Source organism: Streptosporangium sp. NPDC004631 (assembly GCF_053601935.1).
This window is the reverse complement of sequence record NZ_JBSGCR010000006.1, coordinates 41,740-65,645: the sequence shown is the minus strand read 5'-3', so window position 1 is coordinate 65,645 and position 23,906 is coordinate 41,740. Positions and strand designations below refer to the sequence as shown.

Genomic DNA, 23,906 nt, shown 5'->3' with positions numbered 1-23,906 from the left:
TGGATCAGATATGGACGATGGGACAGGTAAGCGTACGCGTTATGCCGTCCACCGCCTGAATCTGCGCCACCACGAGCTTGCCCAGCTCATCCACGTTACGGGCCTCGGCACGGACGATCACGTCGTAGGGGCCGGTGACATCCTCGGCCTGGGTCACACCGGAGATGGAGGCGATCTGACCGGCGACGTTCGCCGCCTTGCCGACCTCGGTCTGGATAAGGATGTAGGCCTGCACCATAACGTCCTCCCGGGCGATCGGATCAGTGCCGAAGGGCCACCGTACCCTGTGATGAACGGGAGGTGTGTCATCACAGTCGGAGATCTCGGCGAATTCGGAGTAATTGCGCGTATTGCCGGACGTTTGCCACAGGGTGGGACGGTACTGCTCGGTCCCGGGGACGACGCCGCGATGGTGCGGGCTCCTGACGGGCGGGTCGTCGTGACGACGGACTTACTGCTTGAGGGTAGGCACTTTCGCCGCGATTGGTCCAGTGGCTATGACATCGGCCGTAAGGCGGCGGCCCAGAATCTCTCCGACATCGTGGCGATGGGCGCCGAGCCCACCGGCATCGTGGTCGGTCTAGGCCTGCCCGCCGACGCGGCCACGGGCTGGCTGGACGACCTCGTCGACGGCTTCCGCGACGAGTGCGATCTTGTCGGTGCCAGCGTGGTGGGCGGCGACATCACCCGCTGCGACCTGGTCGTGATCGGGATCACCGCCCTGGGCGACCTGGGCGGGCGTGCCCCGGTCACCCGCTCGGGGGCGCACCCCGGCGACGTGGTCGCGGTGGCGGGGCGGCTCGGCCACGCCGCCGCCGGTCTCGCGCTGCTCACCGCGGGCCTGACCGGTCCCGAGGAGCTGATCGAGGCCCACCGCCGTCCGAACCCGCCCTACGCCTGTGGCCCGCGGGCGGCCAGGCTCGGGGCGACCGCGATGCTCGACGTCAGCGACGGCCTGCTCCAAGACCTCGGCCACCTCGCGGAGGCCGGCGGGGTGGGCGTCGTCCTGTCGCCGGAGGAGTTCGCGGTCCCGCCCGCGATGGAGGAGGCCGCCCGGCTGCTCGGCGCCGACCCGCTGGAGTGGGTGCTCGCCGGTGGGGACGACCACGCCCTCGCCGCGACCTTCCCCGCCGGCGTACGGCTCCCGCCCCCGTGGACCGTGGTGGGTCACGTCGTCGCAGGCGGCGGGGTGCAGGTCAAGGGCCGATCGCCGATTTACCGGGGCTGGGATCATTTCCGGAAGTGACGTTTCCCACTCATGTGACATTAGTTAAATTTGCCACGAACGGTTACGAAACTGATATGAAGTTGGGCGGCCGAGATTCCCAAGAGGAAGGGGCGACATGGGCCGCCATGGTGAACATGGGGAAAACGCCCCCCGTGGCCGGGGGAAACCTGAGCCGGAGCCCGCTCCGGAGCCCGTAACCCGAGACGAGCCGACCGGACGCCGGCTCCGTCCGGAGGAGTCGGCGATCACCGAGCCACCCGAGGGGTTTCCCGGGTCCGGATGGTCGTCCACCACCCAGCTGTCCGACCCGCTCTGGCCCGACGAGGAGCGGAGCCCCGGCGGACGGGTCAAGATGGCGCTGCTCGCCGTCGCGGCGGTGATCGTGGTGCTCGGCGGGACCGTGGTGGGCATCCAGGCGATGAGCGGCCCGGCGGGTTCGGCTGTCGACTGCTCGCCGGGCCGGTGCCTCGCCGACGCCTCCAACCAGCCTGAGCCCTACATTCCGCTCACCGAGCCCGCGGACGGCCCCCCGCCCGCCGAGGAGCCCACGGCGCCCGAGGACTCCGCGGGCACCACCTCGGCCCCCGCTCCGGCACCGACTCCGCAGCGGGCCGGCCGTACCTCCGGCACCGGGCCCAGGCCGACGCCGACGGCCACCCGCACCTCGCGCCGCCCCCAGCCGGCCCACCCCAGCGGCGAGCCCCGGCCCACGCCGAGCGCGACCGGCGAGTCGGTCATCACCGACACCCGCACCCACAGGCCGGCCGCGACCCCCGAGCCCTCCGCCACCGCCGAGCCCACGGCCGACCCGAGCACGGCCTCCGGAACCCCCGCCCCGGTGGGGGGCGCGGCGGTCACCGTCGGCTTCGGCATGGTGAAGGAGAAGGAGCAGATCTACACCGCCGAGCTCGTGGTCGCCGCTCAGCAGCGGCTCGACCGCCTGACGCTGAGCGTGCCGGTCGGCGGCCGGGTCGCCTCGGTGAGCGGAGCCGACTGGAGGCAGTCCGGCCACACCCTGGTGATCGAGTCCGTCCGAGCCCTCGACGCGGGCGAGAACCTGGTCGTCACCTTCACCGCCTACGGCGAGGCACAGCCGCCGCGGACCTGCCAGAGTACCCAGGGCGACTGTGTGATGACCTGACCGGAACCTGATTGGATGGGGTGCATGACCGGTTCAACCCCTCCCCGAGTGCTGACCGTCGCGGGCTCCGACTCCGGCGGCGGCGCGGGCATCCAGGCCGACCTGAAGACCATGCTGGCCCTCGGCGTGCACGGAATGAGCGTCGTCGCCGCGGTGACCGCCCAGAACTCACTGGGCGTGCAGGGATACTGGGAGCTCCCGCCGGAGGCGGTCCGGGCCCAGCTCGACTCGGTGCTGGGCGACATCGGCGTCCAGGCGGTCAAGACCGGGATGCTGGCCTCACCCGTGCTGGTGGAGACGGTGGCCGAGGTGCTGGCGCGGGTCGAGGCGCCGGTCGTGGTGGACCCGGTGGGGGTCTCCAAGCACGGTGACGCGCTGCTCGCGCCCGAGGCGGTGGACACGGTGAAGACGCTGCTGCTGCGGACGGCCACCGTGGTCACCCCGAACCTCTGGGAGGTGGCGCAGCTCACCGGCGTGAAGGTCGAGGACGACCGGGACATGCGCCGGGCCGCCGACGCCATCCTGGAGCTGGGGCCCGTCTGGGCGCTGATCAAGGGCGGTCATCTGCCCGGAGCCCCGGTGGACCTGCTGACCGACGGCACCCGGGAGTTCCGCTTCACCGCCGAACGCCACGACAACCGGCACACCCACGGCACCGGCTGCACCCTGGCCTCCGCCATCGCCTCCCACCTGGCCCTCGGTGACGACGTGCCGGCCGCCGTGGAGAAGGCCAAGCTGTACGTCACCGGCGCCATCGCCCACGGCTTCGCGCTGGGTTCGGGCATCGGCCCGGTGGACCACGCCTGGCGCTGGCGCTAGCCGTACTCGGCCAACGCGGGACGCGGTGAAAGTGGCCCCGCACAGGCGACAGCCCGCCGCCCCGTGGAGGGACGGCGGGCTGCGCGGAGGTTCTGACTAGCGGGTGACCTTGCCCGCCTTGATGCAGGAGGTGCACACGTTCAGCCGCTTCGGCGTGCCGTTCACCACTGCGCGCACGGGCTGGATGTTCGGGTTCCAGCGGCGGCGGGTGCGGCGGTGCGAGTGGGAGACGTTGTTGCCGAAGGTCGGCTTCTTAGCGCAAACATCGCAGACGGAAGCCACGGTTCGCTCCTTAGATCAGTCGAGAGGCTCGATCCGCCGCACTGGCGGCGGTCATCGGGCACGCCGGGACGACCGGCTGGCCACACGAGGATATCCGATGTCCGGCCATGCATGCCAACACGGGCCGCCATGACTGACCGAACGGGGATAATCTCCAAGGGCCACCGTAGCGCATCCCGGAGGGGCGGACGGCGGGCATGCTGCGGGTTCTCCGTCCGGCCGCGCCGCGGCGGCCGTCGCGGGCGGGGGCCAGGCGGGTTCCGGCGGGGGAGCCGTACGGGGCGCGGGGAGGGCGTCCGCGCGGGTTCACAGGTGAGGCGCGGGGTGAGGTGCGTCGATTATGTCGCACGGACGCGGTAGAAACTTGGGGTGACGAGCTTTGACGAGCCGCTGACCAAGGCGCTTGACCCCAAGACGGCCAAGCTGCTGGAGAGCGTCCTCGACCTGCGCACCGTCGGCGACCTGCTGCGCCACTACCCCCGGCGCTACGCCGAGCGGGGGGAGCTGACCGACCTCGACGACCTGCGGATCGACGAGCACGTCACCGTGGTGGGCGAGGTCGCCAGGGCCATGCGCAGGCCGATGCGGAACAAGGGGGGCACCTGGCTGGAGGTCGAGGTCGTCGACGGCCGTCGCAGCAGGATCTACCTGTCGTTCTTCGGCAAGACCTCCCACATGGTGGAGTCGCGGCTGCGGCCCGGCACACGGGGCATGTTCGCGGGGAAGGTCGGCGCGTTCGGCCAGGGCGACAAGCGCAGGTGGCAGCTCTCCCACCCCGAGTTCGAGATGTTCGACGAGAGCGAGGCCAAGGCCGAGGAGTTCGCCGCCGCGCTGGTGCCGATCTATCCGGCGGGCAAGGATGTCACGCCCTGGGCCGTCCGCAGGGCGCTGGGGGTGATCCTCGACACCCTGGAGCCCCTCGACGACCCGCTCCCGGCCGACCTGCGGATCCGGCGCGGCCTTCCCGGTCTGGCCGAGGCGCTCCTGGCGATTCACCGGCCGCGCGACCACGCCGATGTCACCAGGGCACGCCGGAGGCTCAAGTTCGACGAGGCGTTCCTGCTCCAGGCCGTGCTCCTTCAGCGCCGGATGGCCGCCGCCTCCTGGTCGGCCACGCCCCGGCCGCCGCGCGGCGACGGGCTGCTGGCCGGCTTCGACGCGCGCCTGCCGTTCCAGCTCACCGAGGGGCAGCGGAGCGTGGGGGAGGAGATCGCGGGCGACCTGGCCCTGGCCCACCCCATGCACCGGCTGCTCCAGGGCGAGGTCGGCGCGGGCAAGACCGTCGTCGCGCTGCGGGCCATGCTCCAGGTGGTGGACGCCGGGGGGCAGGCCGTGCTGCTGGCGCCCACCGAGGTGCTCGCCCAGCAGCACCACAGGTCGATCTCCGCCATGCTCGGCGACCTGGCCGCCGGCGGGATGTTCGGCGGCACCACGGTCGCCCTGCTCACCGGTTCGCTCGGCATGGCGGCCCGCCGCTCGGCCATGCTCGACGCGGCCTCCGGCGCCGCCGGGATCGTGGTCGGCACCCACGCGGTCCTCCAGGACCGCGTGCAGTTCGCCGACCTCGGCCTGGTCGTGGTGGACGAGCAGCACAGGTTCGGCGTCGAGCAGCGCGACGCGCTCCGGGAGAAGGCCGGCGGCGGCCGCCCGCACGTGCTGGTCATGACCGCCACGCCGATCCCGCGCACGGTCGCCATGACGGTCTTCGGCGACCTCACCGTCTCCACGCTCTCCCAGCTGCCCGCCGGGCGCGCGCCGATCACCACCCACGTGGTGCCCGCCGCGGAGAAACCCCACTTCCTGGAGCGGACCTGGACGCGGCTGCGCGAGGAGGTCGAGCTCGGCCGGCAGGCGTACATCGTCTGCCCGCGGATCGGGGACCTGGAGGGGGACGAGGGCGATCTGTCGAAGGACGACGACGAGCGGCGTCCGCCGCTGGCCGTGCTCGACGTGGCCGCGACGCTGTCGGAGGGGCCGCTGCGCGGCCTCCGTACGGCGGTGCTCCACGGCAAGCTGCCGCCGGAGGAGAAGGACGCCGTGATGAGGGCCTTCACCCGGGGCGAGGCCGACGTCCTGGTGGCGACCACGGTCATCGAGGTCGGCGTGGACGTGCCCAACTCCTCGGTCATGGTCATCATGGACGCGGACCGGTTCGGGGTCTCCCAGCTCCACCAGCTGCGCGGCCGGGTCGGCCGGGGCGGGCTGCCCGGGCTCTGCCTGCTGGTGACCGACTCCCCGGGCGGTGGTCCGGCCCGTGAGCGTCTTGACGCGGTGGCCGCGACCCTGGACGGCTTCGAGCTGTCCCGTGTCGACCTGGAGCAGCGCCGTGAGGGTGACGTGCTGGGGGTGGCCCAGTCGGGCCGCAGGTCGTCGTTGAAGATGCTTCAGCTCCTGCGCGACGAGGAGGTCATCCACACCGCCCGCCTGGACGCCGAGACCATGCTGACCGCCGACCCCGGGCTGGCGGGGTATCCCGTCCTCCGGATGGAGATCGACAGGCTGCTGGCGGACGAGCGCGCCGAATATCTCGAAAAGGCGTGAGACCGAAGGGGCCGGAGCCCGAAGGGGCTGGAAAACGCCCAACTGCGGGGACGGCCTCCCCCCGAATGCCGTCCCCGCTTGGGCCCACTCTCGGGTCAGGTGCCGAGAGCACCGGCGTGCGGAAGGGCTCACGATCACGCCGGTCGGCCTTCCCCTGGGTCATTTGAAGGCCGCAGGACTCATCATGCAAGGCCCCGTGGCCGGGGGGAACGACCCTTGCGCTTTCGTCGCCACTCCTTGCCCACTCTTGACCTAGATCACCTCGCCAGACCCTTTTGACCTGCGGTTATGTGATGCGCCACGACACGCCGGGCTGCGGACGCGCCTCGATGCCGGGACCGTCGGGACAAGGGAGGACATCTTTCCGGGGCGTTTTCGCCCCCGGCCCGGCACCGCTCGCCGGCCCCCGGACCTGGCGTTCCACGACGGGTCCCGGAACCGGGGCCGGAGCCGGGGCCGCACGGCGCGATCCCCGCCTGGGCGGCCGCCGGGACGGCCGCTGAGACAATGGGCGGGTGAGTCGAGTCATCGCGGGAAGCGCAGGGGGACGGCGGCTGGCGGTGCCGCCGGGGAGGGGGACCCGCCCCACGAGCGACCGGGCCAGGGAGGGGATCTTCTCCACCGTGGGGTCGCTGCTCGGCCCACTCGACGGCGCCAGGGTGCTCGACCTCTACGCGGGGTCCGGCGCGGTCGGCCTGGAGGCGCTGTCGCGGGGGGCGGCGCACGCGCTGCTCGTGGAGTCGGACGCGAAGGCGGTCCGCACGATCAGGGCGAACATCGCGGCCCTCGGGCTGCCGGGGGCCGAGCTGGTGGGCGACCGCGTCGAGCGGGTGCTGGCGCGCGGGGCCGCCGGGCCGTACGACCTGGTGTTCGCCGATCCGCCCTACACGGTGACCGCCGAGGCGGTGGACACCGTGCTTGAGCTGCTGAGGGACCACGGCTGGCTGGCCGGGGACGCGCTGGTGGCGGTGGAACGGGAGAGCCGGGGAAAAGACCTGGTATGGCCCTGTGGATACGAACAGGAGAGGGTCCGTCGTTACGGTGAAGCGTCCGTTTGGTACGGTCGCGCCGCCGGGAATTCATAGAGCAGGGGGTTCGCCTTGCGTCGCGTTGTCTGCCCTGGATCGTTCGATCCCGTTACCAACGGCCACCTGGACATCATCGGCCGCGCCTCCCGTCAGTATGACGAGGTCGTCGTGGCCGTCCTGATCAACATCGAGAAGAAGAGCCTGTTCACGGTCGAGGAGCGGATCGAGATGCTCCAGACCGTGACCAAGGAGTACGGCAACGTCCGCGTGGACAAGTTCCACGGCCTGCTGGTGGACTACTGCAAGAAGCAGGAGATCCCGGCCATCGTCAAGGGCCTGAGAGCGATCAGCGACTTCGACTACGAACTCCAGATGGCCCAGCTCAACTATCGGATGTCCGGGGTCGAGACGCTGTTCATGGCGACCGGCCCCGAGGTGTCGTTCCTCTCCTCCAGCCGCATCAAGGAGATCGCCAAATACGGCGGAAACGTGGCCGGTCTGGTCCCCGATCTCGTCCAGGAACTCCTGGTGGAACGGCTCAGGGGTTGAGCCCTGGTATTCTTCTGTTTCTGCCTTGCACAACGGCGTTGATTCGCCATGCCTGATGAGAGTGGCAATGACTCCGCACAGCCTTGACCCCCGCGCCCCATGGGTGATCTCCACCCATGATCTGGGCCGGAGGCCCGGGTCGATGCGCCGAATGAGCCTCTCTCTCCCGGCACCGGCCGATATCGGCGTTGACATGATCGGTGTCCCCAAGGACGCCGATGTCGAGCTGGACATCCGGCTTGAGGCGGTCATGGAGGGTGTGCTCGTCACGGGCACCGCGCAGACCCCGCTGCGGGGGGAGTGCGCACGCTGCCTGGAACCTCTCACCTCGCACACCGAGGTGGGTTTCCAGGAGCTGTTCTTCTACTCGGCAGAGGATGCTGCCGAGGACGACTCGCTTCTGGTCGGTGAACTGCTCGACCTGGAACCCGCGTTCCGCGACGCGGTGGTGCTCACACTGCCGCTGAGCCCGGTCTGCAGTGAGGACTGCGCCGGGCTCTGTGTGGAATGCGGGATCAGGCTGGCGGACGCCGAACCTGGTCACAAGCACGAGGTGATCGACGCCCGCTGGGCCAAGCTGCAGGGTCTGGTTCCGGAACACAACAACGATCAGGAGAGCTGACGTGGCTGTCCCCAAGCGCAAGATGTCGCGGAGCAACACTCGCTCCCGCAGGTCGCAGTGGAAGGCCGCCGCGGTTTCGCTCGTGAGCTGCCCCCAGTGCCGCTCGCCGAAGCGTCCGCACGTGGCGTGCCCCTCCTGCGGCACCTACAACCGCCGTCAGGTGATCGAGCCCTCCGCCTGATCGCATTCTGACCGACGGACGTCGGCCGGGTCCCTTCGACGCCGGCCGGCGCCACCGTCCGCACTCCACTGCGATGGCGGTCGGCCCGCGGCCGTGGTGGACGCCGGGGTTCGCGGTAGCGCGTACCCATTCCCGGCGTCCACCACGTCTTCGGGCACTTCTCGTTCCCCCCTTCGCCATCGCGCATCCGACGAGAGACGTGCGAGGAGAAGACGTGGGTATGAGCGTTAAGCCGGTGGCCGTCGAGCTCGCCAGGGACGAGCTGGAACGGTTGCTTTCGGTGCGACTGGACGTCGCGATCCTGGAGCGGGCGCTGACGCACCGCTCCTACGCCTATGAGAACGGCGGGCTGCCCACCAACGAGCGGCTGGAGTTCCTCGGTGACTCCGTGCTGGGCCTGGTGGTGACCGACACCCTCTACCGCAACCACCCCGACCTGCCCGAGGGGCAGCTGGCCAAGCTCAGGGCCGCGGTGGTCAACATGCGGGCGCTCGCCGATGTGGCACGTTCCCTGGGCCTGGGACGGTTCCTGCGGCTCGGCCGGGGCGAGGAGGGCACCGGGGGGCGCGACAAGTCCTCCATCCTCGCGGACACCCTTGAGGCGCTGATCGGCGCCGTCTATGTGGACAGGGGCCTGGACGAGGCGTTCCGGGTCGTCCACCTGCTCTTCGACCCCCTCATCGTCCGTTCGGCCTCGCTGGGGGCCGGGCTCGACTGGAAGACCTCGCTCCAGGAGCTCACCGCGTCCGAGTCGCTGGGCGTGCCCGAGTACCACGTGGACGAGAGCGGTCCCGACCACGCCAAGTCCTTCACCGCGGTCGTCCGGGTCGGCGGCGAGGAGTACGGCTCCGGCGCGGGCCGTTCGAAGAAGGAGGCCGAGCAGCAGGCCGCCGAGACGGCCTGGACCCGGATCCGCCAGGACCGGGAGAGCGCCGAGGCGGGCTGACCCCGTCCGAGTGAGAACCATCCCCCGAGCGAGAAACCGGCCGATCTGCCCGAGGAGGGTGCATGCCCGAGTTGCCGGAGGTCGAGGTCGTACGGCGCGGCCTGGAGCGCTGGGTGTCCGGGCGGGTCGTCGCCCACGCCGAGGTGCTCCACCCGCGGGCGGTCCGCCGTCACCTGTCCGGGGCCGAGGAGTTCGCCTCCCGGCTGAGGGGCCGGGTGATCGGCTCGGCCGAGCGCCGGGGCAAGTATCTCTGGCTGCCCCTGGACGGCTCCGACGCGATCCTGGCCCACCTGGGCATGAGCGGCCAGCTGCTGGTGGTGGAGCCTGAGGCGGACGCGGAGAGGCATCTCCGGATCCGGATCGGTTTCACCGACGGCGGCCCTGACCTGCGCTTCGTCGACCAGCGGACCTTCGGGCACGTGCTGGTGACCTCGATGGCCCGCTCCGGGGGCAGGCCGGTGCCGGAGCCGATCACGCACATCGCGGCCGATCCGTTCGAGGCGCACTTCGACGAGGACCTGTTCGTCCATCGGCTGCGTGCCAGGCAGACCGAGGTCAAGCGGGCGCTGCTGGACCAGTCGCTGATCAGCGGGGTCGGCAACATCTACGCCGACGAGGCGCTCTGGCGGGCCCGGCTGCACGGCACCAGGCCCACCGGGTCGCTGGCCAGGCCGAAGGTCTCCGAACTGCTGGCCGCGGCCCGCGAGGTGATGACCGCCGCCCTGTCGGAGGGGGGCACGTCCTTCGACAGCCTCTACGTCAACGTCAACGGGGAGAGCGGTTACTTCGACCGTTCGCTGGCGGTTTACGGTCGGCGGGACGAGCCCTGCCGGCGGTGTGGCGCCCCGATCGTCAGGGAGTCGTTCATGAACCGCTCCTCCTACAGCTGCCCCCGGTGCCAGCCCCGTCCTCCAAGGGGCGGGGCATGACGGAGGTCCGGCTGACGGCCTGGGTCAGGGGCCGGGTGCAGGGAGTGGGTTTCCGCTGGTGGACGCGGGCGAGGGCGCTGGAGCTCGGGCTGACCGGTTGGGCCAGGAACACCGCGGACGGCCGGGTGGAGGTCGTGGCCGAGGGGGGCAGGGAGCCGTGCGCCCGGCTGCTCGAACTGCTCAGGGGCGGTGACACCCCGGGCCGGGTCGACGGGGTGGTGGAGCGCTGGAGCGAGGCCAAGGGACAGTCCGCCGGTTTTGTGGAGCGCTGATCCCTTCCCTAACCCGCCCGAAATAAGGTATATTTTACTGTCGGGAGTGCCCACTGGTGCATCCACACGGGGCGTTCAGCTTGACCGTCCCTCTCACCAGTGCGACTCTTGATAAGAACCACGCGCACCCCTCCCGCGGCAAGAAGTGCGCGAACCAGTCTGGTCACTCAGCGTGGAGGACCCTTAACCATGGCGAAGGCTCTACTAGGCCACGTCGGCGGTCCTGACCCTCGTATGGTCTCGGAAATGCGCCGTCTCCAGCAGCGCGTCCGTGATCTTGAGGCAGAGCTTACCCGGCTCCAGGCCCAGAACGACGAACTCGCGGCCAACACCCGTGATGAGGCGTTCACCCGCCTGCAGGATCGTGAGCCGGTTCTCACTTAGGGACCGGGACGGAAAACACAATGTCCAGGGGCGCCTCTCCGGGGCGTCCCTTGCCGTGTCCGGTGTTCGCCGTATGCGGAATCATATGTGACGCGCGAGGAAGTCCAGCTGCTCCGGGAGCACCCGGCGGCGGTAGGCCGTGTCCTGGCATCCCGGCGAGATCCCACCCTCGGCTGCGGCTCCCAGCGCCTTCAGCCCCTTCAGCATCGTCTCCGTCTGCGGGGCCCAGTTGTCACGCTCGCCACAGCCCAGCCAGACCGGGATGTCCACCAGCTCCCGCAGCGGCGCCCGCCCCGCGGTGACGGCCGGTGACGCCGCGGCGACAGCCGACACCCGGCCTGAGCCCAGCCTCGCGGCCAGCCTGAGGGCCGCCGCGCCCCCCGCCGACCAGCCGAGCAACCCGATCCGCCGGGTGTCCAGCCCGCAGGCCCGCAGGTAGGGCAGGAGCGTTCCGGTGATGTCCACCGACGGCCAGCCGTCGACCGAGGCCACCGCGAAACGCCCCCGGCTCGCGGCCAGATAGCGGTCGACCGCGTAGAGGTCGAACGGGGTACGCGCGTCCCCGGGCGCCCCGGGGAACATGACCACCACGGAGACCGCGCCCCGCGCGCGCGGCGGTAGCGCGATGATCACCCGGCGTCCGTCCACCGTGCTCTGCTGGCGCCGTCCCGGCGCCGTCTCCGGCGGCTCGGGGATCGAACCGCAGACGATGTGGGCGTACGCGTCCCGCACCCCGTCGGGCCCGACCACCACGGCGGTGCCGCCGAGACCCAGGACGGCCAGCCCGCCACCCACCAGGAAGGCCCGCCGCCTTAAACGACCCTCCCCGCCGCGCGGGGATGCTGGAGCCTCGCCGTCACCGCGTTCCGCGTCCATGCAGGGCACCATAGGCGGTGTACCGGCGGGCGCGGGCGAAGAACGGTAGTCTTCCCAGGCGGGAATGGCCGGACGAGGCGGAAAGAGGCCGGCCGCGGGGTTCCGCGCCGTGACGCGCGGGGATACGGCGGACGCGCGGGGATGGGAGTGCGATGTATCTCAAGACCCTCACCCTGCGCGGGTTCAAGTCCTTCGCCTCGGCCACCACCCTGCGTTTCGAGCCCGGCATCACCGCGGTCGTCGGCCCCAACGGCTCGGGCAAGTCCAACGTGGTCGACGCGCTGGCCTGGGTCATGGGCGAGCACAGCGCCAAGTCGCTGCGCGGCGGCAAGATGGAGGACGTCATCTTCGCCGGCACCGCCTCCCGGGCCCCGCTGGGCCGCGCCGAGGTCACCCTCACCATCGACAACACCGACGGCGCGCTCCCGATCGACTACACCGAGGTCACGATCAGCCGCCTGATGTTCCGGGCCGGCCAGAGCGAGTACGCCATCAACGGCGACACCTGCCGGCTGCTCGACATCCAGGAGCTGCTGTCGGACTCCGGCATCGGCCGGGAGATGCACGTCATCGTGGGGCAGGGCCAGCTCGACCAGGTGCTGCACGCCGGGCCCGAGGAGCGCAGGGCGTTCATCGAGGAGGCCGCCGGCGTCCTGAAGCACCGCAAGCGCAAGGAGAAGGCGCTCAGGAAGCTCGACGCCATGCAGGCCAACCTGACCCGCGTCCAGGACCTGACCACCGAGCTGCGCCGGCAGCTCAAGCCGCTGGGCCGCCAGGCCGAGATCGCCCGCCGGGCCGCCGTCATCCAGGCTGACCTCCGTGACGCCAGGCTCCGGCTGCTCGCCGACGACGTGCTCACCCTGCGCACCACCCTGGAACGGGAGACCGCCGACTCCGCCGCCGTGCTCGCCCGCCGTACGACGGTGGAGGCCGAGCTGGAGCAGGGGCAGGTGACCGAGGCGGAGCTGGAGGCGGCGGAGGCCGACGTCCAGCCTCGGCTGGCCGCCACGCAGGAGACCTACTTCCGGCTCTCCGCGCTCCGCGAGCGCCTCCGGGGCCTGGCGGGGCTGGCCGCGGAACGGCACCGCAACGCCACCGACACCGCCGTGGAGCGGCGCGGACGCGACCCCGAGGACTACGAGCGGGAGGCCGAGGAGATCCGGGAGCAGGAGCGGGTCCTCGCCGAGTCGCTCACCCGGGAGCAGGAGTCGCTGGCCAGGGCCGTGGCCAGGCGGACCGAGACCGAGGGCGCGCTCGCCGCCGAGGAGCGGCGGCTGGCCACCGAGGCCAGGGCCGCCGCCGACCGGCGTGAGGGGCTGGCCAGGCTCCGGGGCCAGGTCGGGGCCGTGCGCAGCCGGGCGGGGGCGGCCGCCGAGGAGATCGGACGGCTGACGCTCTCCCTGCGGGAGGCCGGGCAGCGGGCCGAGCGGGCCCGCGCCGAGTACGACGACCAGGAGCGGGCCGACCCGGCGACCGACCCGGCCCTCGCCGAGGAGCTGGAGATGGCCCTGGAGACCGTGGACCAGGCCGGACAGTCCGTGGACCGGGCCAGGGCCGTGGTCGAGGAGGCCAAGGCGGCCGTCGCGGGCCCCCAGGCCGCCCTCGGCGCGGCCAGGGCCGCCGTGGGCGCCGCCCGCAAGGCCGACCAGGAGGCGCAGCGCCAGGTCGCCGCGTTGGAGGCCAGGTTCGAGGCGCTCGAACTGGGCCTGGCCGGTGGCGCGGACGGCGCGGCGGCGCTGCTGGCCGCGGGCCTGGCCGGGGTGCTCGGCCCGGTGGCCACCGTGCTCACCGTCCGCCCCGGCGCCGAGGTGGCCGTCGCCGCCGTGCTCGGCGCGGCGGCCGAGGCCGTCGCGGTGGAGGACCTGCAGGCGGCCGCGGACGCCCTCGACTTCCTCAGGAGCGGCGGAGGCGGCCGGGCCGCCCTGGTCATCGCCGCCGACGGGGCGCGGACGCCGCCGGAGCCGGTGCCGGTGGCCGGGGCCGAGTGGGCGGCGGGCCTGGTCACCGTCCCGGCGGGGCTCCGGGCCGCCGCCGCGCACCTGCTGGCGGATGTGCTGGTCGTGGACGACCTGGCCACCGCGAGAAAGGTCGTCGAGCAGTGGCCCGAGCTGCGGGCGGTCACCCGCTCCGGCGATCTGCTGGGGCGCTACGCCGCCGGGGGCGGCGCGGCGGACGGTGCCTCGGCGCTGCAGATGCGGGCCGCGCTGGACGAGGCGGTCGCCGGCCTGGCCTTGGCCGGGGAGGCCGCCGAGTCGGCCTCGGCGGTGATGGAGGAGGCCGCGGAGGCCGAGGCGGCGGCGGAGCTCGCGGTGGAGACCGCGCAGGCCGGGGTGGCCGAGGCGCAGACCGGGGTGCAGACCGCGCAGGCCGGGGTCAACGCGGCCCAGGCGGCCCTGGACCGGGTCCGGGCCCGGCAGCGCGACGCCGACCAGCGCCTCGCCGCCGCGGCCAGGCGTCTCGCCCAGCTGGGCGCCGCCGCCGAGGCCGCCGGCGACGAGTGCGAGCGGCTGGCCGGGGCCGTGCGGGCGGCCGAGGAGGCGCGTGACCGTGACGCGGCCGGCCTCGCCGAGCTGGAGGAGCGGCTCGCCGCCGCGGCGAGCGCCGGTGAGCTGGAGGCCGAGCCGACCACCGAGATCCGCGACGAGCTCGCGGAGATCTGCTCGGTGGCCAGGCAGGGTGAGATGGAGGTCCGCCTCGCCGTACGGACGGCCGAGGAGCGGGTCAGGGGCATCGAGGGCAGGGCCGATGAGCTGGTGCGCGCGGCCGAGCGGGAGCGTGAGGAGCGGTCCAGGGCCGCCGAGCGGCGCGAGCTGCGGCGCAGGCAGGCCCATGTGGCGCAGGCGGTCGTCCGGGGAGCCGAGACGACTCTGGCCCGGTTGGAGACCTCACTCGGTCTCGCGGCCGCCGAACGCGACGAGGCCGAGCAGGCGCGCGGCCGGATCGACGCCTCGCTCAAGTCGGTCCGGGTCCGGGTCAGGGAGCTGTCCGGGGAGCTGGACAAGTTGATCAACCGGGCGCACGGCAGTGAGGTGGCCCGCACCGAGCGGCGGATGCGCCTGGAGCAGCTGGAGGCGCGGGCGGTGGAGGAGTTCGGTGTGGAGACCGACACGCTCATCGCCGAGTACGGCCCGGCGGAACCGGTCTCCACGGCCGACGGAGATCCCGTCCCCTATGTCAGGGAGGAGCAGCAGAAGCGGGCCAAGGCGGCGGAGCGGCAGATGGCCCAGCTCGGCAAGGTCAACCCGCTCGCGCTTGAGGAGTTCGCCGCGCTTGAGGAGCGGCACGCCTTCCTCACCTCGCAGCTGGAGGACCTCAAGAAGACCCGGCGTGACCTGCTGCTGGTCGTCAAGGAGGTGGACGACCGGGTCGAGCAGGTGTTCACCGCCGCCTACCAGGACGTGGCCCGCGAGTTTGAGACGATCTTCACGCGGGTGTTCCCCGGCGGCGAGGGCAGGCTGCTGCTCACCGACCCCGAGGACATGCTGACCACCGGCGTCGAGGTCGAGGCCCGCCCGCCGGGCAAGAAGGTCAAGCGGCTGTCGCTGCTCTCCGGCGGCGAGCGGTCGCTGACCGCCGTGGCCTTCCTGGTCTCCATCTTCAAGGCGAGGCCCTCGCCGTTCTACGTGATGGACGAGGTCGAGGCGGCGCTGGACGACACCAACACCCAGCGCCTGCTGACCCTCTTCGAGGAGCTGCGGCAGGCGTCACAGATCATCATCATCACCCACCAGAAACGCACGATGGAGATCGCCGACGCCCTCTATGGCGTGTCGATGCGGGGGGACGGCGTGACCCAGGTCATCAGCCAGCGGCTGAGGGAACACGACTCCGACTAAGAGACCCGGGGGGTCGGAGCATCCTGGGTCGTCTGGAAAACTGTGGTCTTGTGGAAGCCTATCTCGGCATAATCGCGATCGTTGTCCTCATCGCCCTGGTGGCGGCGGGCGGCATGTTCCTGCTGTTCAGGCCGGGCGGCAAGGCGGCTCCTCCGGTCGAGCCGCCCGAGGCGCCGCCGCTGTCCACCCGGGAGCGGACGCCCTCCGGGGTGGTCACCGAGGGCGACGACGCGGGGACCACCACGATCCCGCCGCCGGCCAGACCGGCCGAGCCCATGGTCGTCCCTCCGGCCCTGGAGGTCCCGCCGCCGTCGGCCGGCCGGATGACACGGCTCCGCGCCCGGCTGGCCCGCTCGCAGAGCACCCTGGGCAGGGGGCTGCTCGACCTGCTCTCCCGCGACCGTCTCGACGACGACACCTGGGACGAGATAGAGGAGACCCTGATCAGCGCGGACGTCGGTGTCGCGCCCACCCAGACGATGGTCGAGGAGCTGCGGACCCGGGTGAAGGTGCTGGGCAGCCGGACGCCCGCCGAGGTGCGCGGTCTGCTCAAGGAGCAGCTGCTCACCCAGATCGGCGCGGACATCGACCGCACCCTGCACGTCAAGCCGCACGGTGAGCGCCCGGCCGTGGTCCTGGTGGTCGGCGTCAACGGCACCGGCAAGACCACCACCACCGGCAAGCTGGCCAGGTCGCTGATCGGCGACGGGAACAGGGTGGTGCTCGGCGCCGCCGACACCTTCCGCGCCGCCGCCGCCGACCAGCTCCAGACCTGGGGTGACCGGGTCGGAGCCGAGGTTGTGCGCGGCCCGGAGGCCGGTGACCCCGCCTCGGTCGCCTTCGACGCCGTGGCCAGGGGCATCCAGAACAAGGTCGACGTGGTCATCGTGGACACCGCCGGCCGGCTGCACACCAAGACCGGCCTGATGGACGAGCTGGGCAAGGTCAAGCGGGTCATCGAGAAGAAGGCCACGGTGGACGAGGTCCTGCTCGTCCTCGACGCCACCACCGGTCAGAACGGCATGCGTCAGGCCCGGGTGTTCGCCGAGGTCGTGGACGTCACCGGCATCGCGCTGACCAAGCTCGACGGCACCGCCAAGGGCGGCATCATCATCTCCGTCCAGCGGGAGCTGGGTGTCCCGGTCAAGCTGGTCGGTCTCGGCGAGGGCCCCGACGACCTGGCCCCGTTCGACCCCGAGGTCTTCGTGGACACGCTTCTCGGCGACTGAGGCCGTCCCGGTCGGCGGGCACGGGCCGGGGCCGGCCGCCGGCGGACGGTATCCGTCCAAGGCTGCGGCCGGCACCCCGGGGCGCCGGGACGGGATCAGGGCATGGCCGGGAAGGATCTCAGCTCCGCCAGGTGGGGGGCGATGTCCAGGCCGTGTTCCGCCAGCCAGGTGTCGTCGTCGTAGGTGCCGCGGTAGCGTTCGCCGCCGTCGCAGATCAGGGTGACGACGCTGCCCCGCTCGCCCGCCTCGCGCATCTCCCGCAGGATCTGTACGGCCGCCGCCACGTTGGTGCCGGTGGAGCCGCCGACGTCGAGGCCGGTGACCTCGCGGACCCAGCGCATGGCCGCGATGGACCGGGCGTCGGGAACCTGGATCATGCGGTCGATCACCGCGGGCATGAAGGACGGCTCCACCCGGGGGCGGCCGATCCCCTCGATGCCGGAGCCGGGGGCGGTGACGCCCGCGTCGCCGGTGCACCAGGAGGGGTAGAAGGCGGAGTTGTCGGGGTCCACCACGGCCAGGCGGGTGGGGTGGCGCCGGTAGCGGATGTAACGGCCGATGGTGGAGGAGGTGCCGCCGGTCCCGGCCCCGACCACGATCCAGGCGGGCTCGGGGTGGGGCTCCATCTCCATCTGCTGGAAGATGCTCTCGGCGATGTTGTTGTTGCCGCGCCAGTCGGTGGCCCGCTCGGCGTAGGTGAACTGGTCCATGAAGTGACCGCCGGTCTCGGCGGCCAGCCGGCGGGACTCCTGGTAGATCGTTCCAGGGTCGTCCACCAGGTGACATCTGCCATCCTGGAACTCGATCAGGGCGATCTTCTCGGGCGACGTCGAGACGGGCATCACCGCGATGAACGGCAGGCCGACCAGCCGGGCGAAGTAGGCCTCGCTCACCGCCGTCGAGCCGCTGGAGGCCTCGACGACCGTGGTGGAGGGGCCGATCCAGCCGTTCGCCAGGCCGTACAGGAAAAGGGAACGCGCCAGCCGGTGTTTGAGTGAACCGGTGGGGTGGACCGACTCGTCTTTCAGGTAGAGGTTTACCCCCCACTGCGCGGGAAGCGGGAAGACATGGAGATGGGTGTCGCAGCTTCGATGGGCGTCGGCCTCGACTCGGCGGATGGCCTCGGCCACCCAGGAACGGGTATAAGGGTCATGCCTGTCCACGTATTCCATGCGGCCAAAGTTACCCCGAGCTGGTGTTATGTGATGATACACACACCTTCGCCCAAATTTGGAGGGAGATGTTACGATAATGAGACTTGTCCGGCTGTAGGGCGTGTCGCACCCGCCGCGGAACAGCCACCGGCCCAACCTCCTGACCAGGCAGAACCACTCTTACGGCCCGCTTACAAGGTGCCTGGGAACATGCAACATGCCGTCAGAAGGGGTGCGTCGTGCCCGTGCCGGACGGTAACGGGGGGAACAGTACAAGGGGGAAGAAGACGTGATCACGATGACCGAAGAGCAGCGCCAGGACTGGTTCGAGCGTGATGTCGTGCCGGTAACCAACCAGCTCTACGCGTCCGCGATGCGTTTGACCCGCAACTCGGCCGACGCCGAGGACCTGGTGCAGGAGACGGTGGCCAAGGCCTACACCTCCTACCACCAGTTCCGCGAGGGCACCAACCTCAAGGCGTGGCTGCACCGTATCCTCACCAACAACTTCATCAACGACTACCGCAAGAAGCAGCGCTCGCCCAAGCTCTCGGCCACCGAGGAGATCGAGGACTGGCAGCTCGCCGCCGCCGAGTCCCACACCTCCTCCGGGCTCAAGTCCGCCGAGACCGAGGCGCTGGAGCAGCTGCCCGACAGCGCCGTGATGGATGCCCTGCGCTCGCTGCCGGAGGACTTCCGGGTGGCCGTCTACCTGGCCGACGTCGAGGGCTTCGCCTACAAGGAGATCGCCGAGCGGATGGGCACCCCCATCGGCACGGTCATGTCCCGGCTGCACCGGGGCCGCCGTCAGCTCCGGGCGATGCTGGAGGGGTACGCCCGCCAGGAGGGCGCGCTCCGGCTGCCCGAGCAGCGCCAGGCCGCCTGATCCGGTGACCGCCGGCGCTCCTGGCCAATAGTGGTGAACCGCTGTCCGGAAACAGTCCGGAGCCACACCATTACAGTATGTCGCCTTCGCTGTCCGCCGCCGGTGTGCCGAACCCGCCGTTCCCCGTACCGCCCGTTCCGTCACGCCGAGGGGGTGGCGGATGAGTGAGTCTCTTGTGGCCATAGACAGGCTCCGTGCCGAGCTGGCGGGCCTCGGTGTCACCGGTGTCCACGAGGTCGGGGGCGATGGCACCCTGTCGGTGTGGATCGGGCTTGTTGTGCGCTTCCGTGATGGTTTCTACCGGTGGCAGGAAGGCCAGGTGAAACGACGCCATCTGGGTACGGATCCTGAGGGATGTGCCATTCGCGTGGCGCGTCGTTACGCGGAACTACAGACCAATGTCCCATCCTGGTGGGAGGACCTGGCCAGGATCTTGCGGGGGGATGTGGCCGAAGACTACCCATAGTCCCCGCCTGGTGTTCGGGGGGCAGGCATGCGGCTATGGAGCGTTCCCACAGCTCTGCTGCTCCTGGTGGCCGGGGGCTGTGCCTCCCCGGTCGCCCTGACCGGCTCCGTGGTGGAGCCGATGGTGGCGCCCTCGCCGGCTCCGCCCGCCGCGCCGCCACCGGCCACGCCTTCGCCGTTCGATCCCGAGGAACTGGCCTCGAAACTGACCGGGATCCAGCCGCAGTGGCCCAAGAACAGCTTCCCGGCGGCACCCGCGGCGCGCAAGCTCGACTGCCGGCGGATCAGGTGCGTGGCGCTGACCTTCGACGACGGTCCGGGACCGCACACCGCGAGACTGCTCGACATCCTCGCGAGGCACCAGGCCAGGGCGACCTTCTTCGTGATCGGCCAGATGGTGGCGGAGGACCGGGGGGAGAACCTCCGCCGGATGGTGAGCGAGGGCCACGAGCTGGGTAACCACAGCTGGGACCACCCACCGCTCACCCAGCTGTCGGAGGCCAGGCTCAAATACCAGCTCCGCAGCACCCAGAAGATCGTCAAGAGGCTCTCCGGGGTCCGGATGACCCTGATGCGCCCGCCGTACGGCTCCACCGACGGCCGGGTCGCCGCCGAGACCCGCCGTGAGGGGCTCGCCCAGATTCTGTGGAACGTCGACACCCTGGACTGGCGCGACCGTGACTCCTCGATCGTCACACAGCGCGCGACCCAGGCCGGTCCGGGGTCCATCGTGCTCATGCACGACATCCACGGCACCACGGTCGACGCCGTCCCCGCGATCCTGGACCAGTTCATCCGGCGGGGCTACGCGTTCGTGACGCTCTCCGAACTGTACGGCAGAGGCCGCCTGACCCCCGGCAGGCGGTACACCAGCTACGCCGACCGATGACACCGTCCGCGGCCTAGCCTGGTGACGGGGGCGGCGCCGAGTGGGCGCGTTGATCCCGGCCCCTTGTTCAGGAGGCGGTATCTCCCCGGTCCGGGGTTGTCCAGGACCGGGTATGCGTTTGACCGGCTGTCCGCCGCCGCGGGGGATTGGACGGCCTGGGCCTGGGGCAGGGCCTTGACAGGTCGCTTGATTTTCGGATACCCCGTAAGTGTGGATTCGGCTCGTCACTGATCCGGATGCCCTCGGTTGGAGAGTCGGGAACGGAAGATCCCCGCCTTCGGCCGGACGGGGAGGAGGTGCCTATGGCAACCTACGAATACGTTTGTCTGGACTGTGGGCGGTTCGATGTCCACCTTCCGATAGGAACGGCCCCACTGTCGCGTGACTGCTCCGCCTGTGAGCGCGAGGCCCGCCGCGTCTTCTCCCCACCGAACTTTTCCCGGGTGCACCCGGCCCTGTCCGCCGCGCTTGGTCGTGAGGAGCGGAGCCGGGACGCGCCCACGGTCGTCTCCGGCGTACCCGGCCGGCGGCGGCCCCGGCCACCGCATCCGGCGTCGGCACGTCTGCCGTGGCCCTGAGCGTACGAGCACGCCGGGATGTGTGTGAGCGCGAGAGTGGGGCGGCGTACGGGGATCATGCGGCCCACCTGAATTCCCCATCACGGACACTAGGGGGTGTGTCACCGATGGGAGACGTCGGACTGCTTTATGTCGGTGCGGTGCTTTTCATCAACGGGTTGATGCTTCTGGGAAAGGTCGACGCGCGGGCGGCGGCCGTCTTCAACCTCTTCGTCGGGGCGCTACAGGTGATCACGCCCATCGTGCTGATCATCACCTCCGGTGGCAGGCCGGATGTGGTCCTGGGGGCGTCGGGAATCTTCCTCTTCGGCTTCACCTATCTCTACGTGGGGATCGGCCTGCTCGGCGGGTTCGACACCACGGGGGTCGGCTACTTCTCGCTGTTCGTGGCCATCATGGCGCTCGGCTACTCGTTCGCCAACTTCCGGCTGCTCGACAACAGGCCCTTTGGTGTCATCTGGCTCTACTGGTCGTTCCTGTGGTTGCTGTTCTTCCTGCTGCTGGGGTTGAAGCGGGGACACCTGACGGCCTACACCGGCTGGGTGGCGGCGATCGAGGGATGGGTCACCGCGGCGATCCCGTCCTTCCTCGCCCTCACCGGCTACTGGCAACGCTGGAACCAGACCGTCCTCGCGGTGATTCTCGCCGTGTTCGGCGTGGTGGTGTTCGGCCTGCTCTGGCCGCTGACGAGGAAGGGGGGGACGACCCCGGCCCGGACGGATCCGGCGGGCGGGGAGACGACCACCGCCCGTTAGGCGGCGGAACGGGGCGAGAGGGGGTGATGCGCTCTTCGGAAGGCCCTACCACCGTGAGAGAACCTGAGAAGGAGTCGTCATGCCCAAAGTCGTGTTCAGCGTGGACCAGTCGAAGTCGATGCGCGACCAGGAGGTGCCAGGCCATAACCGCTGGCATCCGGACATACCACTAGCCACCATGGTGCGACCTGGAGATGAGTTCCGTGTCGAATGCCGGGAATGGACCGACGCTCAGATCCACAACAGCGACTCGGCCAACGACGTGCGGGACGTCGACCTGACCTTCGCGCACATGTTGAGCGGCCCCATCGGGGTGGAGGGGGCCGAACCGGGAGATCTCCTGGTGGTCGACATCCTCGACCTCGGCCCGATCCCGCAGCAGACCGGTGAGGTGCCCGGCCAGGGGTGGGGATACACCGGCATCTTCGCCAAGCTGAACGGGGGCGGCTTCCTGACCGACTACTTCCCGGACGCCTACAAGGCGATCTGGGACTTCCATGGCATATATGCGACATCTCGTCACCTGCCCGGCGTCCGGTACGCCGGTATCACCCACCCCGGCCTGTTCGGCACGGCGCCGTCGGCGGAACTGCTCGCCAGCTGGAACCGGCGCGAGCAGGCGCTCATCGACACCGACCCCAACCGGGTCCCGCCGCTGGGCCTGCCGCCGCTGGCCGGCAACGCCCTCGCCGGAAAGGCGACCGGCGAACTGGCCGACCGCATCGCCCGCGAGGGTGCCCGCACCGTCCCCGCCCGGGAGAACGGCGGCAACCACGACATCAAGAACTTCACCCGGGGGGCACGCGTCTTCTACCCCGTCCACGTGAAGGACGCCAAGCTCTCGGGAGGGGACCTGCACTTCAGCCAGGGCGACGGCGAGATCACCTTCTGCGGGGCGATCGAGATGGGCGGCTTCATCGACTTCCATGTGGACCTCATCAAGGGCGGCATGGAGAAGTACGGCGTCAGCACCAACCCGATCTTCATGCCCGGCAACGTCGAACCGCGCTACTCGGAGTTCCTGTCGTTCATCGGCATCTCGGTCGACCACGACACGGACACGAACTACTACCTCGACGCCACGGTGGCCTACCGCCGAGCCTGCCTCAACGCCGTCGAATATCTCAAGAAGTGGGGCTACAGCGGCGAGCAGGCCTACCTGCTTCTCGGCTCGGCTCCCGTGGAGGGGCGGATCAGCGGCATCGTCGACATCCCCAACGCCTGCTGCTCGCTCTACCTGCCCACGGAGATGTTCGACTTCGACGTGCGTCCGAACGCGGACGGCCCCGTCAAGAAGAGCCGGGGGCAGTGCGCCGTGACGTCCTGACCGTCGTCCTCGACCGATGAGGAGCGCGGTGGGGAGCGACGGCCCGTGAGGGAGGGGTCCCGGCGTCGCCCGCCGGGGGCGCTCCCTCACCCGGAACGCGACACCTCCGGGGTTCGCCCGGCTATCCGGCGTGCCCGATGTCGAACTCGGCCGCCTTCACCCCGCGCAGGAAGGCCTCCCACTCGCCGGGGGTGAAGTAGAGCACCGGACCCGAGGGGTCCCTGCTGTCGCGGACGGCATGGGTGGCGTCCGGCTTGTGCTCCGGCCGGTGGGAGGTGATGCCGAGCTCGGCGACCTCGACGCAGTCGCCTCCGTTGGCGCCGCTGAAACTCGATTTCCGCCACGGGAGATTGATCAAGTCCATCTCTCCTCCGCCATTCCCTTGATGCGGCCCTCGACATGCCGGGCGGTAATGTCTCGGCGAGGACAGCCTCGAATAGCCGCACGGTTTCCGGAACCTCCGACGGTTCACCGATGACGAGGCCGCGAACGCCGTTTCCGAACACGTTACCTCGTTTTCGCCGCCGGGGGCGGTGATGCCGCCGCTCCCCACCAGGCACGTACTTGTCAGCGGATCCGTAAGGGGCCGTATTTCCGGGGAAAGTCGCGACGCCGGTAACCGATCACTTCCGGGATGACCGGTGTTCTCGCGCGGTGACGGAGACGTGGCGAGAAACCGGCCATTCGAATTACGGCACGTCGCAAATCCGCGCACCCGATAATCACACCCCGGCGGGGGAGGTGGAATTCGCTCCCGGCCGGCGGAGAGCCGTACCGGCCGGGGCTCGGGGGCGGAGCGGACGGGAGCCGTACCGGCCGGGGTTCGGCGGGCGGCACCCTCGGCGGGCGGGGGCCGTGGGGGCCGCACCGGACGAGGGTTCAGACGAGCAGCGGCACGAGTATGGCGAAGATCGCCCACGCGAGCGCCAGGGCCAGGTGTAGGCGGCCGGGCATGACCTGCATTGTGGATCCCCCCTTTCGAGGAGGAT

General features: G+C 70.7%; 25 protein-coding genes. 20 read left to right on the top strand and 5 right to left on the bottom strand.

Going from position 1 to position 23,906, the window contains the following annotated elements:
• Positions 1-4 precede the first annotated feature (4 nt).
• Positions 5-238 (bottom strand): Lrp/AsnC family transcriptional regulator, encoded by a 234-nt coding sequence (locus tag ACWEF2_RS08140; RefSeq protein ID WP_453813055.1) that lies wholly within the window; start codon positions 236-238, stop codon positions 5-7.
• A 51-nt stretch (positions 239-289) separates the two neighbouring features.
• Here ACWEF2_RS08140 and ACWEF2_RS08135 point away from each other — a divergent pair, with 51 nt between their 5' ends.
• The 3 genes from ACWEF2_RS08135 (at position 290) to thiD (ending at position 3,188) form a co-directional block, all read left to right on the top strand.
• The gene (locus ACWEF2_RS08135) at positions 290-1,246 is read left to right on the top strand and encodes a thiamine-phosphate kinase (RefSeq protein ID WP_453813053.1); all 957 of its coding nucleotides are present in this window, start codon (positions 290-292) and stop codon (positions 1,244-1,246) included.
• 97 nt (positions 1,247-1,343) lie between these two features.
• A complete protein-coding gene (locus tag ACWEF2_RS08130; protein ID WP_453813051.1) occupies positions 1,344-2,369 on the top strand; it encodes a hypothetical protein in 1,026 nt (341 codons plus the stop codon).
• A gap of 15 nt (positions 2,370-2,384) precedes the next feature.
• On the top strand, positions 2,385-3,188 hold the full coding sequence (thiD, locus tag ACWEF2_RS08125; RefSeq protein WP_453813050.1) for a bifunctional hydroxymethylpyrimidine kinase/phosphomethylpyrimidine kinase: 804 nt from the start codon (positions 2,385-2,387) through the stop codon (positions 3,186-3,188).
• Between the two features lie 96 nt (positions 3,189-3,284).
• Here thiD and rpmB read toward each other — a convergent pair whose 3' ends face one another.
• The gene (rpmB, locus tag ACWEF2_RS08120; protein WP_012894387.1) at positions 3,285-3,470 is read right to left on the bottom strand and encodes a 50S ribosomal protein L28; all 186 of its coding nucleotides are present in this window, start codon (positions 3,468-3,470) and stop codon (positions 3,285-3,287) included.
• Between the two features lie 369 nt (positions 3,471-3,839).
• On the opposite strand from rpmB, the gene recG reads away from it, so the two are divergent.
• The 9 genes from recG (at position 3,840) to ACWEF2_RS08075 (ending at position 10,922) form a co-directional block, all read left to right on the top strand.
• Complete coding sequence (gene recG, locus ACWEF2_RS08115; RefSeq protein WP_453813047.1) at positions 3,840-6,011, top strand: ATP-dependent DNA helicase RecG; 2,172 nt, start codon at positions 3,840-3,842, stop codon at positions 6,009-6,011.
• Positions 6,012-6,526: 515 nt separating this feature from the next.
• On the top strand, positions 6,527-7,096 hold the full coding sequence (gene rsmD / locus ACWEF2_RS08110; protein WP_453813045.1) for a 16S rRNA (guanine(966)-N(2))-methyltransferase RsmD: 570 nt from the start codon (positions 6,527-6,529) through the stop codon (positions 7,094-7,096).
• Between the two features lie 15 nt (positions 7,097-7,111).
• Positions 7,112-7,588 carry a pantetheine-phosphate adenylyltransferase gene (gene coaD / locus ACWEF2_RS08105; protein ID WP_453813043.1) on the top strand — a complete coding sequence of 159 codons (477 nt, stop codon included), beginning with the start codon at positions 7,112-7,114 and terminating at the stop codon, positions 7,586-7,588.
• Between the two features lie 67 nt (positions 7,589-7,655).
• Complete coding sequence (locus ACWEF2_RS08100) at positions 7,656-8,210, top strand: YceD family protein (RefSeq protein WP_453813042.1); 555 nt, start codon at positions 7,656-7,658, stop codon at positions 8,208-8,210.
• Between the two features lies 1 nt (position 8,211).
• Positions 8,212-8,391, top strand: a complete 180-nt coding sequence (rpmF, locus tag ACWEF2_RS08095; protein WP_179824792.1) for a 50S ribosomal protein L32 — start codon at positions 8,212-8,214, stop codon at positions 8,389-8,391.
• A 220-nt stretch (positions 8,392-8,611) separates the two neighbouring features.
• Complete coding sequence (gene rnc, locus ACWEF2_RS08090; RefSeq protein ID WP_453813399.1) at positions 8,612-9,337, top strand: ribonuclease III; 726 nt, start codon at positions 8,612-8,614, stop codon at positions 9,335-9,337.
• Positions 9,338-9,399: 62 nt separating this feature from the next.
• Complete coding sequence (gene mutM / locus ACWEF2_RS08085; protein WP_453813040.1) at positions 9,400-10,266, top strand: bifunctional DNA-formamidopyrimidine glycosylase/DNA-(apurinic or apyrimidinic site) lyase; 867 nt, start codon at positions 9,400-9,402, stop codon at positions 10,264-10,266.
• Positions 10,263-10,538: an acylphosphatase gene (locus ACWEF2_RS08080; protein WP_453813039.1), complete on the top strand. Its 276-nt coding sequence runs from the start codon at positions 10,263-10,265 to the stop codon at positions 10,536-10,538. The genes mutM and ACWEF2_RS08080 overlap by 4 nt, the downstream gene beginning before the upstream one ends.
• Positions 10,539-10,727: 189 nt before the next feature.
• Complete coding sequence (locus ACWEF2_RS08075) at positions 10,728-10,922, top strand: hypothetical protein (protein WP_355592285.1); 195 nt, start codon at positions 10,728-10,730, stop codon at positions 10,920-10,922.
• An 81-nt stretch (positions 10,923-11,003) separates the two neighbouring features.
• Here ACWEF2_RS08075 and ACWEF2_RS08070 read toward each other — a convergent pair whose 3' ends face one another.
• A complete protein-coding gene (locus ACWEF2_RS08070) occupies positions 11,004-11,798 on the bottom strand; it encodes a hypothetical protein (protein WP_453813036.1) in 795 nt (264 codons plus the stop codon).
• A gap of 152 nt (positions 11,799-11,950) precedes the next feature.
• Between ACWEF2_RS08070 and smc the strand changes: the two genes are divergently transcribed.
• The gene (gene smc, locus ACWEF2_RS08065) at positions 11,951-15,634 is read left to right on the top strand and encodes a chromosome segregation protein SMC (RefSeq protein WP_453813035.1); all 3,684 of its coding nucleotides are present in this window, start codon (positions 11,951-11,953) and stop codon (positions 15,632-15,634) included.
• 50 nt (positions 15,635-15,684) lie between these two features.
• Complete coding sequence (gene ftsY, locus ACWEF2_RS08060) at positions 15,685-16,863, top strand: signal recognition particle-docking protein FtsY (RefSeq protein ID WP_453813033.1); 1,179 nt, start codon at positions 15,685-15,687, stop codon at positions 16,861-16,863.
• Between the two features lie 95 nt (positions 16,864-16,958).
• On the opposite strand, the gene ACWEF2_RS08055 is transcribed toward ftsY, so the two are convergent.
• On the bottom strand, positions 16,959-18,035 hold the full coding sequence (locus ACWEF2_RS08055; protein WP_453813031.1) for a PLP-dependent cysteine synthase family protein: 1,077 nt from the start codon (positions 18,033-18,035) through the stop codon (positions 16,959-16,961).
• Positions 18,036-18,315: 280 nt separating this feature from the next.
• Between ACWEF2_RS08055 and ACWEF2_RS08050 the strand changes: the two genes are divergently transcribed.
• From ACWEF2_RS08050 to fmdA, 6 genes are all read left to right on the top strand, one after another.
• Positions 18,316-18,903: a sigma-70 family RNA polymerase sigma factor gene (locus tag ACWEF2_RS08050; protein ID WP_355592645.1), complete on the top strand. Its 588-nt coding sequence runs from the start codon at positions 18,316-18,318 to the stop codon at positions 18,901-18,903.
• 160 nt (positions 18,904-19,063) lie between these two features.
• A complete protein-coding gene (locus tag ACWEF2_RS08045; RefSeq protein WP_453813029.1) occupies positions 19,064-19,369 on the top strand; it encodes a hypothetical protein in 306 nt (101 codons plus the stop codon).
• Positions 19,370-19,396: 27 nt separating this feature from the next.
• Positions 19,397-20,257: a polysaccharide deacetylase family protein gene (locus ACWEF2_RS08040; protein ID WP_453813027.1), complete on the top strand. Its 861-nt coding sequence runs from the start codon at positions 19,397-19,399 to the stop codon at positions 20,255-20,257.
• A 236-nt stretch (positions 20,258-20,493) separates the two neighbouring features.
• A complete protein-coding gene (locus ACWEF2_RS08035; protein ID WP_453813025.1) occupies positions 20,494-20,835 on the top strand; it encodes an FmdB family zinc ribbon protein in 342 nt (113 codons plus the stop codon).
• A 107-nt stretch (positions 20,836-20,942) separates the two neighbouring features.
• Positions 20,943-21,590 carry an AmiS/UreI family transporter gene (locus tag ACWEF2_RS08030; RefSeq protein WP_453813024.1) on the top strand — a complete coding sequence of 216 codons (648 nt, stop codon included), beginning with the start codon at positions 20,943-20,945 and terminating at the stop codon, positions 21,588-21,590.
• 79 nt (positions 21,591-21,669) lie between these two features.
• Entirely contained in the window at positions 21,670-22,917 is a 1,248-nt protein-coding gene (gene fmdA, locus ACWEF2_RS08025) for a formamidase (RefSeq protein ID WP_355592298.1), read from the top strand.
• A gap of 121 nt (positions 22,918-23,038) precedes the next feature.
• Here the strand turns inward: fmdA and ACWEF2_RS08020 are convergent, their stop codons facing one another.
• Positions 23,039-23,281 (bottom strand): DUF397 domain-containing protein, encoded by a 243-nt coding sequence (locus tag ACWEF2_RS08020; protein ID WP_453813021.1) that lies wholly within the window; start codon positions 23,279-23,281, stop codon positions 23,039-23,041.
• Positions 23,282-23,906: the final 625 nt, after the last annotated feature.

What these genes read in the sequence shown, in the direction of transcription:
- ACWEF2_RS08140 (WP_453813055.1), bottom strand. Translation starts at nt 238, where the DNA reads ATGGTGCAGGCCTACATCCTTATCCAGACCGAGGTCGGCAAGGCGGCG.
- ACWEF2_RS08135 (WP_453813053.1), top strand. Translation starts at nt 290, where the DNA reads ATGAACGGGAGGTGTGTCATCACAGTCGGAGATCTCGGCGAATTCGGA.
- ACWEF2_RS08130 (WP_453813051.1), top strand. Translation starts at nt 1,344, where the DNA reads ATGGGCCGCCATGGTGAACATGGGGAAAACGCCCCCCGTGGCCGGGGG.
- thiD (WP_453813050.1), top strand. Translation starts at nt 2,385, where the DNA reads ATGGGGTGCATGACCGGTTCAACCCCTCCCCGAGTGCTGACCGTCGCG.
- ACWEF2_RS08100 (WP_453813042.1), top strand. Translation starts at nt 7,656, where the DNA reads ATGACTCCGCACAGCCTTGACCCCCGCGCCCCATGGGTGATCTCCACC.
- rnc (WP_453813399.1), top strand. Translation starts at nt 8,612, where the DNA reads ATGAGCGTTAAGCCGGTGGCCGTCGAGCTCGCCAGGGACGAGCTGGAA.
- mutM (WP_453813040.1), top strand. Translation starts at nt 9,400, where the DNA reads ATGCCCGAGTTGCCGGAGGTCGAGGTCGTACGGCGCGGCCTGGAGCGC.
- ACWEF2_RS08080 (WP_453813039.1), top strand. Translation starts at nt 10,263, where the DNA reads ATGACGGAGGTCCGGCTGACGGCCTGGGTCAGGGGCCGGGTGCAGGGA.
- ACWEF2_RS08075 (WP_355592285.1), top strand. Translation starts at nt 10,728, where the DNA reads ATGGCGAAGGCTCTACTAGGCCACGTCGGCGGTCCTGACCCTCGTATG.
- ACWEF2_RS08070 (WP_453813036.1), bottom strand. Translation starts at nt 11,798, where the DNA reads ATGGACGCGGAACGCGGTGACGGCGAGGCTCCAGCATCCCCGCGCGGC.
- smc (WP_453813035.1), top strand. Translation starts at nt 11,951, where the DNA reads ATGTATCTCAAGACCCTCACCCTGCGCGGGTTCAAGTCCTTCGCCTCG.
- ACWEF2_RS08055 (WP_453813031.1), bottom strand. Translation starts at nt 18,035, where the DNA reads ATGGAATACGTGGACAGGCATGACCCTTATACCCGTTCCTGGGTGGCC.
- ACWEF2_RS08050 (WP_355592645.1), top strand. Translation starts at nt 18,316, where the DNA reads ATGACCGAAGAGCAGCGCCAGGACTGGTTCGAGCGTGATGTCGTGCCG.
- ACWEF2_RS08045 (WP_453813029.1), top strand. Translation starts at nt 19,064, where the DNA reads ATGAGTGAGTCTCTTGTGGCCATAGACAGGCTCCGTGCCGAGCTGGCG.
- ACWEF2_RS08040 (WP_453813027.1), top strand. Translation starts at nt 19,397, where the DNA reads ATGCGGCTATGGAGCGTTCCCACAGCTCTGCTGCTCCTGGTGGCCGGG.
- ACWEF2_RS08035 (WP_453813025.1), top strand. Translation starts at nt 20,494, where the DNA reads ATGCCCTCGGTTGGAGAGTCGGGAACGGAAGATCCCCGCCTTCGGCCG.
- ACWEF2_RS08030 (WP_453813024.1), top strand. Translation starts at nt 20,943, where the DNA reads ATGGGAGACGTCGGACTGCTTTATGTCGGTGCGGTGCTTTTCATCAAC.
- fmdA (WP_355592298.1), top strand. Translation starts at nt 21,670, where the DNA reads ATGCCCAAAGTCGTGTTCAGCGTGGACCAGTCGAAGTCGATGCGCGAC.
- ACWEF2_RS08020 (WP_453813021.1), bottom strand. Translation starts at nt 23,281, where the DNA reads ATGGACTTGATCAATCTCCCGTGGCGGAAATCGAGTTTCAGCGGCGCC.